This window comes from Sorangium sp. So ce117, assembly GCF_051524395.1.
Classification (GTDB): domain Bacteria; phylum Myxococcota_A; class Polyangia; order Polyangiales; family Polyangiaceae; genus Sorangium; species Sorangium cellulosum_B.
In genome coordinates this window covers 331,634-346,780 of record NZ_CP150309.1, presented here as the reverse complement: position 1 = coordinate 346,780, position 15,147 = coordinate 331,634, and the positions used below count along the sequence as shown (strand labels likewise).

General features: G+C 68.0%; 13 protein-coding genes. 6 read left to right on the top strand and 7 right to left on the bottom strand.

The features are described 5' to 3' along the window. The first annotated feature begins 149 nt into the window (after positions 1 to 149). Together WMF46_RS01385 and WMF46_RS01380 are read left to right on the top strand one after the other, a co-directional pair. Positions 150 to 380 carry a hypothetical protein gene (locus WMF46_RS01385; RefSeq protein WP_437297307.1) on the top strand — a complete coding sequence of 77 codons (231 nt, stop codon included), beginning with the start codon at positions 150 to 152 and terminating at the stop codon, positions 378 to 380. Next, positions 377 to 706 (top strand): type II toxin-antitoxin system RelE/ParE family toxin, encoded by a 330-nt coding sequence (locus WMF46_RS01380; protein WP_437983940.1) that lies wholly within the window; start codon positions 377 to 379, stop codon positions 704 to 706. Before WMF46_RS01385 ends, WMF46_RS01380 begins: the two co-directional genes overlap by 4 nt. A gap of 148 nt (positions 707 to 854) precedes the next feature. Here the strand turns inward: WMF46_RS01380 and WMF46_RS01375 are convergent, their stop codons facing one another. After that, positions 855 to 1,712 (bottom strand): hypothetical protein, encoded by an 858-nt coding sequence (locus WMF46_RS01375; RefSeq protein WP_437983939.1) that lies wholly within the window; start codon positions 1,710 to 1,712, stop codon positions 855 to 857. A 152-nt stretch (positions 1,713 to 1,864) separates the two neighbouring features. Between WMF46_RS01375 and WMF46_RS01370 the strand changes: the two genes are divergently transcribed. Then, positions 1,865 to 3,718 carry a hypothetical protein gene (locus WMF46_RS01370; RefSeq protein WP_437983938.1) on the top strand — a complete coding sequence of 618 codons (1,854 nt, stop codon included), beginning with the start codon at positions 1,865 to 1,867 and terminating at the stop codon, positions 3,716 to 3,718. 4 nt (positions 3,719 to 3,722) lie between these two features. On the opposite strand, the gene WMF46_RS01365 is transcribed toward WMF46_RS01370, so the two are convergent. Both WMF46_RS01365 and WMF46_RS01360 read right to left on the bottom strand, forming a co-directional pair. Then, a complete protein-coding gene (locus WMF46_RS01365) occupies positions 3,723 to 6,308 on the bottom strand; it encodes an AAA-like domain-containing protein (RefSeq protein ID WP_437983937.1) in 2,586 nt (861 codons plus the stop codon). Further along, complete coding sequence (locus tag WMF46_RS01360; RefSeq protein WP_437983936.1) at positions 6,305 to 8,515, bottom strand: AAA-like domain-containing protein; 2,211 nt, start codon at positions 8,513 to 8,515, stop codon at positions 6,305 to 6,307. The genes WMF46_RS01365 and WMF46_RS01360 overlap by 4 nt, the downstream gene beginning before the upstream one ends. Between WMF46_RS01360 and WMF46_RS01355 the strand changes: the two genes are divergently transcribed. Then, positions 8,514 to 9,461, top strand: coding sequence for an SAM-dependent methyltransferase (locus WMF46_RS01355; RefSeq protein ID WP_437983935.1), 948 nt, complete (start codon positions 8,514 to 8,516; stop codon positions 9,459 to 9,461). The two genes, WMF46_RS01360 and WMF46_RS01355, sit on opposite strands and share 2 nt — an antisense overlap. Here WMF46_RS01355 and WMF46_RS01350 read toward each other — a convergent pair. Both WMF46_RS01350 and WMF46_RS01345 read right to left on the bottom strand, forming a co-directional pair. Beyond that, positions 9,403 to 9,798, bottom strand: coding sequence for a type II toxin-antitoxin system VapC family toxin (locus WMF46_RS01350; protein WP_437983934.1), 396 nt, complete (start codon positions 9,796 to 9,798; stop codon positions 9,403 to 9,405). The two genes, WMF46_RS01355 and WMF46_RS01350, sit on opposite strands and share 59 nt — an antisense overlap. After that, positions 9,795 to 10,028, bottom strand: coding sequence for a hypothetical protein (locus tag WMF46_RS01345; protein ID WP_437983933.1), 234 nt, complete (start codon positions 10,026 to 10,028; stop codon positions 9,795 to 9,797). The genes WMF46_RS01350 and WMF46_RS01345 overlap by 4 nt, the downstream gene beginning before the upstream one ends. A 290-nt stretch (positions 10,029 to 10,318) precedes the next feature. Here WMF46_RS01345 and WMF46_RS01340 point away from each other — a divergent pair, with 290 nt between their 5' ends. Both WMF46_RS01340 and WMF46_RS01335 read left to right on the top strand, forming a co-directional pair. After that, the gene (locus tag WMF46_RS01340) at positions 10,319 to 10,552 is read left to right on the top strand and encodes a hypothetical protein (protein ID WP_437983932.1); all 234 of its coding nucleotides are present in this window, start codon (positions 10,319 to 10,321) and stop codon (positions 10,550 to 10,552) included. Positions 10,553 to 10,921: 369 nt separating this feature from the next. Next, positions 10,922 to 11,401, top strand: coding sequence for a hypothetical protein (locus WMF46_RS01335; protein ID WP_437983931.1), 480 nt, complete (start codon positions 10,922 to 10,924; stop codon positions 11,399 to 11,401). Between the two features lie 197 nt (positions 11,402 to 11,598). Here WMF46_RS01335 and WMF46_RS01330 read toward each other — a convergent pair whose 3' ends face one another. Both WMF46_RS01330 and WMF46_RS01325 read right to left on the bottom strand, forming a co-directional pair. Then, a complete protein-coding gene (locus WMF46_RS01330; RefSeq protein WP_437983930.1) occupies positions 11,599 to 13,824 on the bottom strand; it encodes a TOMM precursor leader peptide-binding protein in 2,226 nt (741 codons plus the stop codon). Between the two features lie 139 nt (positions 13,825 to 13,963). Then, positions 13,964 to 15,118, bottom strand: a complete 1,155-nt coding sequence (locus WMF46_RS01325) for an amidohydrolase family protein (protein WP_437983929.1) — start codon at positions 15,116 to 15,118, stop codon at positions 13,964 to 13,966. Positions 15,119 to 15,147: the final 29 nt, after the last annotated feature.

The following is a 15,147-nucleotide window of genomic DNA, read 5'->3' as shown; positions in this document are numbered from 1 at the left end:
GCGCGGGGAAACCCGGGAAGAGGTGCGTCCCACGCCCGGGCTCCTGTGACGTCGAGGATGCCGCTGTTCCATGGCGCACCGTGGCCACGAAGGCGGGATGCCGCTGCTCCTTGGTGCAACAAGGTGATGACGGCGCTACGCTTCGCGACGTGCAAGCGCTCAAGGCCCGCGTCCAGAACGGTCGCATCGTCGTGGACGAGCCCACGGATTTACCGGAGGGCATGGTGCTCGATCTCGTCATCGCAGATCCGGGTGACGAGCTCGACGACGAGGAGCGCGCAGAGCTGCACGCAGCCCTCGAAGAGGGGCTCGCTGAGATGCGAACAGGGGCAGGTATCGAGGCCGACGTGCTGCTCGCCGAGCTGCGGGCGCGCGGGTGAAGGTCCGATTCCTGGGGAGATCGGCCGAGCAGGCGCGCGCGGTGGATGCATGGTGGCGCGAAAACCGTCCCGCGGCGCCGTCGCTGTTCGCCGATGAGCTCGCCTCAGCGCTCCGCACGCTCCGGCATACGCCGGAGATGGGAGCCCTCTACGGCCCCAAGGCGAAGGATGGAGTGCAGCGTGTCTTGCTGTCGCGGACGCAGTACTATGTATATTACGCGGTTGAACCGGAGATGCGCCTCATCGGAGTGCTCGCTGTCTGGAGCTGCCTGCGCGGCAAGCCGCCCAGCTTGGATCACGCGAAGGACGTGAAGAAGAACCGCTGAGGCGAAAGCGCGCTGCACCATGCGAGCTCGGCCCGCGGCCAGCAGACTCCACGCCGACTCGGCTCAATTTATACAGCCGAACTGCGATTTCGCCTGCTTGCAGGCGTCTTCTGGGTCGTCTGATGGTGAAGCATGTACCGAGTCTCGTTCAATCGCGACTTGGTAGCTCGAGGTCGAGCGCCGCGCTCGCATAGAGGATCGGGAGCTTCTCCCGAAGCCATAGCGTCTTCCACGTGCGCCGGTACGTGCGAACCCCGATATTCACGAGCAGTCGGACCTTCTCCGTCTCGCGCGCGACCTTGAGCACCAAAAAGCTCCTGAAGTCGTTCTTGCCCTCGAGAGCGCGTCGAACGCGATATACCCACCCGATGTCGCGATCACCCTCGCCCGAGACGTCTAGCTCGGTCTGGCCGATGTCGATCTTGAACGGTCCGGCCAGCACCTTGGCCTCCGCCGCCGCGTCGACGCCCACGCGGGTTGCAGCGTCGGCCTCGACCGAGAACTTCATAGACGCTTCCAGCGCGACGGAGAGCTGAGCCGAGGCCTGGAAATACGTGGCATGAACGCGCTGCGGGAAGACCTCGACGGCACGCGACGCGCGCGGCCCGTCGACACCGTCACGGATCTTCACCACGAACTCGGCATGGTCTGGCGATTCGTCGTCGTCGAGGCGTAGGCTGAACGTGAGCGCCACGAGGAGGAACTCATAGCGTTGCTCCTCGCTCGCCACGCGGAGCGGTGGAGGGAGCTCTCGACCGAGCGCCGCATAGAGGGGCAGGAGCGGCGTCGTCTCGGCGAACGGCGCGACGCGCACCCCCCGCCGGACCAGCCCGATCGCGTCTTCCGGATCCGAACGCATCGCCGCGACGGGCCGGAACGGGTCGAAGAAGGCCTCGGGCTCCGGCCCGACGGGCGCCTCGCCGTCACCACGAGCCGCGGCGGCCCGGAGCGATTCCTCCCAGCTTGCCATGGCGTCGGCCGGCAGCATTGCGGTGACCTCGCTCATCGACACCTCCACGCATCAATAGAGCCGACTCGGCCCGCCGGGGCAAGGTCCGCGCGCCGCCCAGGTTGCCCGCGCGCGGCGACTGCGGGTATCCTCGCAGCATGACCGCATGCGCCCCACGCCTGTCTCGCGTATTCGGATGCATCGGGCTCGTGCTGGGCTTCGCCGCCCTCGCGGGCAAGGCCTCCGGTCAGGCTCCGGCAGGGCCATGCCCGTGGGGCCGCGATCGCGCGACGTTGAAGTGCCTCCCCGAGCCGGCCAGACCGCCGCCACCTCCTCCGACGCTGGTGCTCGACAGCTCGCCGACCGGGGCGGAAGTCTACCGCATCCCCGCGGCGCTGGAAGGGTGCGAATCGGCCCAGGAACGATCCCTCGGGAAAACGCCGTTGACGCTGACTCCAAAGAGCGGGTTGAGATCAGGCACGCAGAAATTCTGCCTGAAGGCGGCGGGATTCGGGCCGACGCCCGTCTCGGTGAACGTCGCGCCGTCAGGGCTCACCAGACAGCCTCCCATCATGCTGGCCCGGTTGGTGAGGGTCCAGTTCGTGTGGGACCCAGCGTGCGCATATCACGGCCAACCCGAGTGGATCCTCGTCACCCCGGAGCCTTCCAACGCGAAGATCGAGCCGTGGAAAGCACCTTTTCCGCCCGATCCCATGTCGCTCTCGCAGGGCGATCACAGGTTCGTCGTGGCGGCGGATGGGTTCGAAAAGAAGGAGATCACCGTGCCGGTGGGGCAGCCGGGCGGTCCGGACCTGCACGCCCCCATCTGCCTCGAGCCGGCGACACGAATCACAATTCGCAATCGGGAGAAGAAACACCCGCTCGACGGCCTGTTCATCCAGCTGGTGAATCGAGATGGACTGGTACTGTGGAGCGGCAAGGCCCCCGTCGGACCCAAAGCCATCGACGTGCCCGCGCGGCCGAGGGATGTCGCCGACATCTGGGTGTTCGCAGATGGTGGCTATACCCAGCGCGTACCGGAAAAGCACGCTCGGCGTGAACCCCAGAGAGCCGGCAAGGCGGACAAATCCGATAAGATGACCAAGGCGCCAACCCAGTGGGAGGTATGGCTCGATCTCCAGTCCGGAGACGAAGGCATCGACATGGATCGCACGCGGATGACAGCGGAATGTCTCGATAGCGAGTCATCCGACGGCTCGCACTGCGCCAGCGAAGCCTACCTGCGCGTCCACAAGGACCACGTGGCCCCGTTGGACGCGGACGTCAAGAAACTCATCGAGGTCGGCTGTCGGAAGAACGATCTCGCCTCTTGCGTAGCCATGCCTGTCTTGGATGCAGACGATCTCCAGAGGCTCGATACACAATGTCAGCAAAATGCTGACGCAGCCACCACCAGTAGCCCAGTCTCCGACGCCAGCCTCACCTGGCTCGCGTGCGTGCGACGTCGGCAGCGTTCGCGCGACGGGAGCGAATTCCTCTACCTCAAACACGGTGCATGGTTCCAGAACAACGAGATGGGCATGGAGATCAGCGCCAGTGTTGTCGTGGCTCTGCCCTTCCAGCAGGGGTCTGGCTTCATGACCTCATTAGCCTTCTCAAATCGAATGTATTTCTGGGATCCACTCGGGTTAAATATTGCGTTTCGTCCACTCGACATCGCCTTCCTGCCCACACAGAACGGGCCAGGGGGGCACCGCGGGGACTTCGGCTTCGTGGGAGCCGGCTTTGACGTCGGGCTCTCAGTCAAGGCTGCTCCGTTGCAGTTTGATCTCGCCGCCTTCGTGACCGGGTATTACACGGCCTCTGCCTCCACCGCCGGGGGCTATCTCGACCTGAACCTAGAGATTTTGTCGACAAGGTACTATTTTCTCCAGCTCTGCGGTCGTGGCGGGGTCGCACGCTTTCCGCGGGTCGTGTCAATCAGCGGCAACGAGCGCATGCCTCAGGGCGGCGCCGTGCACCCATTCATAGGCGTCGGACTCGCCCTGGTATTCCATTCGAGTTTACTCCGGAGTAGCACGGCAACAACTTATACCGAATGATGGCTTATGGCTCTGGAAACACGTCCTCGAAGCGCCGGACACGCTGGAGGCCCGCCTCCTCGAACCGCTCGATGCGCACGCTCTCTCCGTAACGGATCGTTAGGCCGAAGCGGCGCTGAGCTGCCTCCCACGAGCCATCGGTCGAGCGCTCCCACGCATACAGCCGCATCCTCCCGGCGAGCGGGACCGCGGCCACGGTCTGCGCCTGCCAATCCCCGACCGCCAGGTCGCTCGGGCCCTCGTCCCCGAGGCTCATTGCGTCGGGCCGGCCTTCCCGCACGAGCACCAGCCAGCTGCGAGGCGTGCTCTGGCTATCGACCACGCCGGCCAAGAGGCCGGCTACATGCCCCTCGTCGGCGCCCGCCACGGCCCGAACGAGGCACAACGGGGCATAGCAGATAGTCAGGGGCCACCGCTGCTGGATGACGAGGCGATCGGCCGATAGTGCCAGTAGCCCGAGGAGAGGGGCGAATACGCCTCCACCATCAACGTAGCCCTCCGTGCCGAATGCGACGAGGCGCGGATTCCCCGCGACGCTTGCCAACGTGGAGACATAGGGGATGCCGCTCCCCGGGCCGCTGTTCACCGCCACCTGACCGTTGCGTCCGCCCGTCGCGGTGATCAGCCCGCCATCGAGCCACGCCGCTACGCTGACGCCGTACCCCCCCTCCGCCGGAGGTGACCTTTTTCCTTTTGTTAGACCTTCGAACCATGCCTCGAGACGGTCGATCGACTGCCGCCCGTAGGTCCCATTGGAACAGACATAAGCGAGTTTCGCACCATCGCCGGAAGGCTGGACCTCCAAGGTGATCACGTGTGACGAGCGACGCGCATCACGCTCGGATTGCGCAGGACACACCGGCAGCCTTATCGCCTCTCCTCCTCGATTGATCACTAGCGCATCGTTCGCGGTGCCGATCGACCAGCTACCGTCAGGCCTGAGCTGCACACGCTGGTTCCCGGATCCGGTGTTCAACACCGGCGCGTGGTCGGGGCGAAAGACGATGAGGCTCCCCGAGCACGAGGCCGTCAGCGCGCCATCCGAGAGCTCCAGCCGATCACAGGCCGCCGTGCGCCGCTCCTTGCAGCGGTCCACCTCGGTGCCCTTATTGATCTGCGCTGTGAGCCAGAGTGTGGCAGCGATATCCGGCGCCGAGGGCGCAAGGACCTGTCCGTGACGCGCGGCGGCGAACGCTCGAAGGACAGCCGCCTCCTCGGAGCATGCGGCGATCTCCAGCGCGTGCGCAAGCTCATCGAGCTCGCGCCCACGCCGATCCCAGTAAAGCCGCGCCGCCGCACGCACGAGGGAATCCTCGCCGACGAGCCCATCGGCCTGGAGGCTGCTCCAGGTCGCTGACGCCATGTCATCATCCGTTGCGTTCCGGATCTCCTCGGCGCCCCGCTCCGCGCGATCCCTGTTGAGCTTCCACACGAGCCCGCCCGTTCCGGCCGCCCCGACGACGACTGCGGTGAGCAGCGCCCAGACCCAACGCGGCACGGGCGGTGCGGGAAGAATCGCCCGGACCCAGCGCTCGTCGAACCTCAGCCCGTAGATGCGATTGCGAACGCGGAGGCTGCCGTCGATGTTCCGGTGGACGAGGCCCGCGAGGAGCAGGGATTCCTCGTCGCGCTCGGGCACGCCTCGCACGCTCTTACTCTTGAGCATGGAGAGATAGCGCCCGCGCACCCGCGAGGATCCGGCGATGCGTTCGCGAACGATCTGCTCGATGCGGTTGAAGTGGACCTTGAACGTGGTCGGGTCGTTGACCTCCGCGAGCGCGAAGGCCTTGACGTCGGCGCTTCGCGCGCGCGCGGCCTTTTCGCAGAGGGAGCTCGTGAGGAACGGCTGTCCCGACGTCCAGGCAAGGATCTCGTCGACGACAGAAGCGCCCAGGAGCCCGTGTGCAGCCAGGTAGACCTCGAGCGGCGTCAGATCGCAGCGCTCGCGCGAGAAGTCGGAGAGGCGGACGGTGCTGCCCACGTTGTACGGCGTGCTGGTCGAGCGCTTAATGAGATCATCCGCGGTGAGGACTCCGACCAGACAGAACGTCAGCCTCTCGAGCTCCGGCCGCGAGGCGCGCTCGTTGTGGAGGGCACGGATGGTGAGGAAGAGGTCGTCGGTGAAGCCGAGGCCTTGCGTGACATCGACCTCGTCGAGGACCACGACGAGCGGCCTCGGATCGGAAAGAAAGTACGCTTCGACGAACGCCTGGAAACGAGCGCCCATGGTCTCCTCCACTGGTCGCTCGTCCCACCACGCCTTAAGGGACCTGGTCGCGCCCACGAGCAATGTCAGCTTCTGGAGAAGAGATCGGTACCACGCCGTCCCGTCCTTCAGCTGGTTTCCGCCGAGCGTGCTCAGGTCGACCGACACCGCCCGGATGCCCGCCGTGTGAAGGCGCTGCTGAACCCGATGGACGAGGCTCGATTTCCCCATCTGACGCGACGTGAGGATGTTGCAGTACCTGCCGGCCGCGAGGAGGTCATACACCTCCTCGTCCTCGGGTCGGGTGATGTAGAGCGCTTGATCGGGGACTGTGCCCCCCAGCTGGATCGTCGGCGGCCGACGGATGTCGTCCTGCGGGCTCACGGGAGGGAGTCGAAGAACCGCGCGTAGGCGAGGTTTAACGGGACGAAGCGCGGCTTGGGGCGCCCCTCGATCCGCACGAGCCCGAGCCGCACGAGCACGGCGGCGGCTCTCTCTTCCACCGAGGAGAGCTTCTTGTTGCGGACAATCTTGCGCATCACGGAGACGAGCGTCGGATCGTTCGGGCGCTGCAGCGGGAGGCTCTCGATTCGCTTCAGAAGTGCCTTGAGGCTCGTGGAGAAGGGCCCAGTCGAGGCCCCACAGTGCTCGTGCAGGAAGGTGACGCGGTCACGTATATCGGCTGGCGCCGGCGGGGTGGAAGGCCTGTCTTTCGTGGGGGCGAGCACGTGGGCCAGCGCCTGCCGCACGAGGGCGGGATGCCCGCCCGTGGCTAGATGGATCAGATCGACCCCCGCCGCCCCCAATTTGCAGTTCGCGCGCTCCGTGACGATCGCGAGGTCGTCAGGCGCGAACGTGTCGAGTTCGATCGGCGCCCTGTCGATGTTGAACGGCGATCGTGCAAGGTCGGTCATGAGGTCGGACGGCTCGGTCGCGATGCACAGCACGAAGCTGCAGCTCAGGTTCACGCTGTCGATCCAGGAGCGGAGCAACGAGAAGAACTCCTCCGCGTAGGAGCGCCCGATCACGCGATCGACTTCATCCAGAATGAGGACCAGCCGAGGCATGGCGTCGAGAGCCATCACGAGCACCTCCTCGAAATCTGTCGGGCTCTGGAGCGGCTGCGTGGGGACCGGGAGCTTCAGCCCTTTGCAGAAGACGCGTGCGAAGTCGTTCAGGAACGTCACGTACCCGCGGTTCTCGCCCTCGTCCCTTGGCAAGCGTCCGAACGTGCGAAAGTCGATCAGCAGCGCCGGGCGCTCCTCACGCGTGCAGCGCTGGTGCAGCCGCAGGACGAGGCTCGTCTTGCCAAAGCCGGACGGGCTCAAGATCGTGAGCACGAATTTCTCCGAGCCGATGCGATCGTGCGCCTCGGCGTCCCCGGGCCGCTCCAGATAGAAGGGATCTTTCGGATCGAGCGCGGTCGCACTCATCCGGATGCGCTTGAAATCCGGCTTCGGGAGCAAAGGCGGCGCGTTCGATGCCCGTGCGGCGATGGGCTCGACGGCCTGGTGGCCGATCGCCGCCACGATAGCGTGAACGGCGCCGGGCGTGTCCTGCTCGTCGCTCCATGCCGCGTACTGGAGCCGGTCGAAGTATCTGTCGAACTCGTAGGGGAGTTCCTCGATCGCCGGGTCACGGACAGGGAGCAGGAGCGGTCGCCCGGTCTGCCGCCATCGGGCGTACGCGGTGCGTATCTCTTCCAGCAGCATCGGGCTCTCCATCGAGGCGGACGTGAGGACGGGGACGAACACGTCGGCCTGCTCCAGCATGGTCCGGATGCGCCGGGCCCAGTCCTCTCCGACCTTGATGTCGAGATCGACGAAGGGCTCGTGCCCCGCAGCCCGGAGGGCGCGCTGGAGTTCCACGACGAGCGCGGTCTCCGGGGTATGGCGTCGGTAGGCAAGGAAGACACGGGACGCGCCGGCGATCGAGCGAAGGAAGGAGGGGATCGCCTGGAGGATCCGGGTCGGCACCGCGAACGCCTTTGCGAAGGCGGGACTTATCGAGGGCCTGCCGCCGCCATCGGGCACGACGCGCCGGTAAAGTTGGTGGCTGACCACGCCGACGACCCCTTGCTCGGTGAGGACGGGCGCGCCGGACATGCCCTCGATCGGAGCCGGATCGCCGTCGATGTGGAGCGAGAGGAGCCAGCCGTCGGTGCCCGCGGCGCGCCGGGCGATCGGCCCGTCGACCTTGCCACCCAGCCAGAGCGGGGCCGGCTCGATGGACAGCGGGTGACCGAAGCTCCTCCAATCAGGATGCTCGGAGAGTTCCTCCCCCGAGAGCGGGAGGCAAACGGTCCCTTCGACCGCGCGCGGAAGCTCGAGGACCGCGATGTCGAGGCCGACGTCCGGCTCGAAGAGTTCGAAGACGACCTTGAACGGAACCTCCGGCGCGCCTCGCGCCTGGGTGAAGGAGATGCTCCCCTGCGCGGCCTTCTCGTCCCCAGGCCCTCGCAGACAATGCGCGCAGGTGAGCACGCGCGTCGGCGTCACGAGGAAACCCGTGCCGCAAACCGAACCCCCTCGATTAAGTGTCGCGCGGATCCGCCCAACGGACCTCGGGAGCGCGTCGTGCTGCAGGATCATGCCGTGGCCTCTCGCTCAGGATCGGGAGGAACCGACGCCGCGTCAAGTCGAGCGGGCAGCGTGCACGCCTTGGCACGCCCCGATATGCCCCGACGCGCGCGGCGTCGGCGGCACCCCGGTACTACCGCGCGCACTCTGGAGGGCGACTTCTTTCGGCGATTTCACGACCCGCTCCACGCTGGAAGCGCCGGCCGCACGCGCAAGACCTTCCCTCTGGCGCCGGAAGCCGTCCGGCGCACGCGGTGGGTCAGTTTGCTCCGGGCTCCGCCCCGAAGGCTCTGCTCCGACCCTTGGCGTCCGCTTCGCGATCGCCCCAGCTTCGCGCGCCCGAGGTCTCTCGCAGAATATCGCTGGCGCACGAAAACAGGAGCGAGCTCCCGTGCGCGTCTACATGATCGGCGCATGCCCGGGCGATCGAGGGCTCATCACCGTGCACGGCGCCGAGTTCGTCGCCCGCTGCCCTGTCGTCATGTGCACGGGCTCCCCCGTCCCGCAGCCGGTCGCGGCCTCCGCGCGGCCCGACGCCTGGGTCATCGACTCCTCCGGCATGATCCTCGACCTGAGCATCGCGGTCTTCGTCGAGGCCCGCAACGCGAGACACGACGTCACGCGCGTACACACGGGAGATCCGGTCCTGTTCGGGTCGACGACCGAGCAGATGCGCCGGATGGATAAGCTCGGGATGCCGTACGAGCTCATCCCCGGCGTCTCGTTGTTCACCGCGTCCGCGCTCGAGCGTGAGGTCACGCTGCCCGGTCGAGGATGGCTCATCATCTCATCGGCAGCACCAAGGTGCGGTGCAACTTCCGCCGCGGCTGGTCCGCGGGGGGACGAGCGCCGAACGAGGCGAGCCCTCTGGCGATCGGACGCGAGCAACGCCTGCTCGATCACCTGCACGCCCACAGGATGGGCACCTGGTACGCACGCAACGACTCATCCGAAGTGATGAGCGTCGCATCTTCCAGCTGGGCTTGCGCCAGCAGCATTCGATCGAACGGATCGCGGTGGTGCATCGGATAGGAAGTCGCCTTCCAGACGTGCGCCGCTTCGATCGCCAGCTCCCGCACCGTCGGATAGCCAAGCCACCAAGTCCGAAGCTGCTCCGGCGGCAGAGTGCCTTCGAGCCGTCCGATGGCGTGCTTGATCGCCAGCTCCCACCAGGATGCGACAGAAATCAGTATCTGCGCACCGGGATCCTGGACCGCATCGACGACCTCCCTCCGCAAACGGTTGGGGTCGGCGGCGAACCAGATCGCGACGTGCGTGTCGAGGAGCCACTTCAAGGCTCGTCTCCCTCGAATGCACGCCGGACGTCGTCAGGGAGTGGGGCGTCAAAGTCCTCCTTGAGCTTGATTTGTCCGAGCAAGCCGCCCGCGACCGGCGCCGCAGGGGACGGCGGCTGCGCCTCCCCAAGCGCGATGAGCTCGACGCGCTGCCCACGGAGCGGCGAGAGGCCAGGCAGAGCGCGGACGACAGACTCGTCCACCACGACGTGGATCTTGAGGGCTTCCATGCGCACAGGATGCGCTACCGAGCGTCGAAGGTCCATCCTGCGGATGCGGACGGACCGAGGGGACGACGGGACGGATGAGAGAGCGGCCCCATCGCCGTTTCACGCTTGAGCCCTGGTTCTGGCCCCTTGCGTGACGCCGCGCGGGCCCCGAGGCCGGGCGGGCTGGTGCGCTCGCGCGTGGAAGCAGGAGCGGAACGACGCCGCGCTACCAGCTACCAGACGCCCGCCGGGGGGCCTGCTTCCCGCTGCCACGGCTGCGCGACGCGAGCGAGCTCAAGGTGGCGCCGCCGGTGCTGCTGCTCGACGTCGAGGGCGAGGAGCTCGCGAAGAAGCTCGTCCATCGCTTTGTGATCGACCGGAACGGCTCGGTGAGCGAGCGGCTGTGGCGGCTCGTCTACAGCCACGGCCCCGACGAGCCGCCCCACGACGCCGAGGCGCCGGTCGAGCGCGACGTGCGCTGGCCGGGCGGCATCCCCAAGCCCATCTGGCAGCTCGTGCGCGACAACGTCCTGCGCTGCCTCTGAGCTCGGCTTCGGATCTGGCGCGCCCGCCGCCCCCCTCGCGATGCCGGCCTTGCGTCACCAGGTGAAGCGACGCTTCATCGGGTGACGCGACGCCTCGCCATCCCCCCCGAGGGATCCCGCGGGACCACCGGACGACCACGCGCCTGTGGGCGGATACCGCGGAGGAATCGCCCCTGTCCTGGGTACCCCGAGGGCCGACCCAGGTGGCACATCGCTTGCGAACCTCTGCGATTGCTCGAGGCGGAAACAGGCCGGTGCGGCGTCAAAGCCGCTTTGGCGATCGGGGAGGCTCGTTCGTGCTGAACGCTCCTCCCCGCGTGCTGCCGCACCTCGCTCCTCGCAAAGCACGCCTCGACATGGAGGAAGAACATGGGCGCGTCGGATAAAGATTCCATCGGAAGCCAGGACATCACGATCTTCGAGGACGGGGCTCTCCTGATCAAGGCCACTGTCCCCAAGACAATTTCGATGAATCAGCAGGGCGACTGGGAAGGGTCCCTCGTCACCCTCAAGTTCTACAACAGCGGACAGTACCAGTTGACGGTGGACTCGATCGTCCTCCAGGTCTCCAAGCAGGAACCCAACAACAACAGCAATTTCCGCACTCGATGGAAGGAGACGTTGACGGATCAGCTCACCCTCACCCCTCCGAACGGGCTGCTTGTACCCCCTACCCCGAATTCCTACACCCCCTACAACGCAGGCACCTGGCAATGGTGGGTGACGTCGAACGGCGGAGGAACCGCGCAGGGTTACCTGACCGCAAATTCGGCGTCGTATCACGTGCAGGTCACGAAGAACAACGTACAAGGAACCGGCGCTCAGGCCGGTCCCAACGTCATCGTGTGAAATGCTGATGTCGCGGCCGCGCGGGCGACGCCCACGCGCGCCCCATCCAGCGCCAGACGCCTACGCGCTCGACCACGCGCCAGGGGCCGTGCCCATCGAGCCGCACCGGCTATCCCGGAGAATCGTTCGCAGCGCTTCATCGCCCAGCGCGACCCGCTGGGCCATCATGTCACCTCGCCTGCGCGGATCCTCGGCAGCTAGACGAACAGAGGGACCGGGTTGAGCTCGCCCTCGGCGAGCGGACCGGCGAGCCACCCCAGCGCGCAGGGCACCTGGTAGAGCCTTCCCGGGCCGAACCGGGGCCAGAAATGGCGCAGCCCTGGGACGATCACCTGGACCACAGGCAAGCCAATGTCGGGGCGGGTCTTGTCCACAGCGACGAGCTCCAGGCCCGCCCCGTCGAGGCGATCCAGGCATTGCTCGATGTCGGCACGCAGGTCGGCGCCGCCGATCCGGGGCAGGTGCTCGGCCGCGACCCGGGGGAGATCGGGGCCGGGGAAGAGATGCGCGCGGTCAGGCAGCCGCTCGAGGTCCCACGGCGCCCGGCGCGCGCCGCCGGGATCGAAGAGCTGGTTCAGCTCGGTGAGCGATCGCTGCACGGCGAGGCGCGGGTCGAGGTGGCAGCCGAACCCGATGGTGAATCGATCCTCCCGGGCCTCGTGGGCGAGCGCAACGCAGGTGGGGATACCGAGGTCGTGCGTCAGATCGAGCACCCAGACGGCCCAGCCGAGGCGATCATAGTCCGCCTGGAGGGCTTCGAAGTACGGGTCCCGGAAGCTGTCGAGCGCGATGGCCGGGCGCGCGACCCGGTTGTACCACCACATCGCAGCGGCATCGCGCTCCACGAGCTCGAGCAGGCCCTGCAGCACGGCCTCTTCGAGGCAAGTGCCGGCCGCCACGCCGTTGCTGCAGGGCCCGCAGAACGCGGTGCCGCTCTCGGGCGGGGCCTCGGCGTAGCAGTAGGCCAGCGGGACGTAGCGCCGCTCGCGTTTGCTCAGCGACCACGCCGGGGTCCAGTCAATCCTGGTGCCGGCATCGAGCGGCTCGGGTATCCACTGGCGACGATCCGCTGCCCGCGCGTTGAGGTGAGCGCGCTCGCGGTACTGCGCCTCGCTGAAGTTCAGCAGATCGCCGAGCGAGAGCGCCGCCGGGCCGAGCTCGGCCTCGCTCGCGCGGACGCGCGCCTCGTCCCCCTGGTAGACGCCGCTGTATCGCTCGAGCGCCTCGCAGAGCGCGCTCACCCTGGCCTGGTCCGCGCTGCGCCCCTTGCCGGCGCAGGCCTTGTCGAAGACGTTGGTGCGCGGGACGTCCTCCCGAGGGCAGGCCAGGTAGCCGGACGCGTACACGGCGCGGAGCTCGGTGTCCCGCCCCGGCATCGGCACGAGGTATGTCACGGCTCCGGTGATCGGGCTGACGAGGTGCTGATAGCGCTCGTAGGTCCGCCGCGGGGTCTGCCGGCGATATCCACCGTCCTCGTAATGCGCCTTCTCCACCGGCTGCAATTCGACCGGGCGCTCGCCGACGGCCGCCATCCGCGCCGGATCGCCGCACGCCGGGCACTGCGGCCTCCGGACGACCGCATGCGCGGTGATCTCGAACGTGGCCAGGTCAAGGGCGAGCACCCGGGAACCGAGCGCCTGGGGAGCGCTGGTGTCCTCCCTGGCGAGCGCGCGGGCGATGGCCGAGGCGCCGAGCCCGCAAGCGGTCCGTACGCTCGCCTCGGTGGCCGCCCTGGGGGGAGAGACGTGGCCCTCGTGCCCCCGGCGGCGGCGAACGAGCTCCTCGACCGGGCGGTTCTGGCGGATCCAGAACGCCAGGCAGCCCCAGCAGGGGCCGGCGCCGGGCGCGAAGACGGGCCCGATGAGCGGCTGGACGCCGGCAGGCTTGATCAGGAACCAGCGCGCTCCTCCGCGCAGCGCGCGGCGGTTGATCGAGGCCAGCTCGGGCTGCAAGTAGTCGTCGGCCACGACCACCTGCACCGCCGCCTCGCCGTCGATCCGCACGCCTGCCTGTTCGAGCGCCTCGGTCATCCACCCGGCGGGAGCGGCTTCGCCGACGGCCAGGACCGACACCGGAGTCCGGCTCAGGGCCTCGGCGGCCGCCTTGCCGTCGAGACCTACCCCGCGCCAGAACGCCGCGTGCTCGGAGGGCAGCTCCGGCGTTGCGGGGACCAGGTAGCCACGCGCCGCGAGCCGGCTCAGGGCATACAGGGTCTCAGGCTCGGAGAACCGATCGCGCGCGGCGCGCAGGATCTCGTCCACCGTGCGCCGGCCGTCGACGAGCGCGGCCACCTCGGCGGCGCAGGCGCCGGAGACGACGAAGCGCTCGCGCTCGCCGATCAGGAAGACCACGCCCGCATCCATGCGCTCGACGCGCAGGGTGGGCTTGAACGCCAGCACCTGGCTCAGCTCCAGAGGATCCATCGTCGTTCCTGGTTTCACCCGCCGATGAGCAAGTGCAAGTGGCGCGCTCGAGGAGAGCGACCGCTGGATGGCCGGGGATCGCCTCGCTCCCAAGACCCGTCAGAATCCTGGCGGAGTGGCGTCGCACGCGGGCGTTCCACTACATCCCCATGAGGCCGCAAGGGCTCTCCCAGAGGATCGCCCGCAGCGCATCATCCCCGAGCGCGCCCCGCAGCGCCATCACCTCGTCGACCATCCCGGGCCCGTGGTCGAGATGGGGGAAATCGGTCCCGAACATCATCCGCGTCGCGCCGATCTCCCTCACCACCCGGTCGAGCATCGCCTCGCCGGGCTCGAGCGCGATCCAGCACTGCCGCTGGAAGTACTCGGAGGGCGGCCGACGCACCCGGCCGCGCACCTCGCCGCGCATCTGCGCGTATTCGACGTGGTCGAGCCGCCAGAGCCAGTAAGGCAGAAAGCCGCACCCCGCCTCGAGCAGGCCCACCCGCAGCGTCGGGTGGGCCTCGAGCACGCCGCCCTCGATCAGCGAGAGCAGCGCCATCATCGCCTCCATCGGGTGAGAGCACGCGTGCTGGCCGAACCGCGTCTCGAAGCGATCGGCCCCCGCCGTGGCGACGCGCGCGTGTGTGCCCTCGTGGAGGAGCACGGTGACACCGTGGTGCGCGCACGCCGCCCAGAACCGCGCGTGGGCGGGCGCGCTCAGCGTGCGGCCCTGCACCGGGTTCGGCCGGAGCACCACGGCGCGCGCACCGTCGCGCGCCGCCTGCTCCAGATCGCCCGCCATGGCCTCCGGATCGTGGCGCGAGAGCAGCGCAGGGCCGAGGAGCCTGTCCGGCGCGCTCGCGCAGAAGTCGCTCAGCCATCGATTGTAGGCGCGGGCGTAGGCGCGCGAGCGCTCGGCATCGATGCCGTCGTCGTGGACGAGATAGGACGCGTATGTCGGAAGCAGGACGGCGATATCGACGCCGGTAGCGTCCATCTCGGCGAGGTGCCCGTCAGGCCTCTCCGAGGCGGCGAGGAGCTCGCGGCGGCGCTCGGCGGCGAGCCCGAGCTCGATGTAGGCCGCCTCGGAGATACGCAGGATCGGCTCGCCGTTCACGCAGAGGATGGGGGGCGTGGGCAGGAGCGCGTGCTCGCCCAGGCGGTTCATCCGCCTGGCCAGCGACTCGGGCGGCCCGAAGGGCGCGAGCCGAGGAGCATACGCCCGCATCGCTGGCGGCAGGTACTCCGCCCACAACGCGACGGGCTCGGAGACGTGACGATCCACATCCAGGATCCGGAAGCCATCTCTCATGCGCAGCTCCTCGGGCGGCTCTCAGCGCC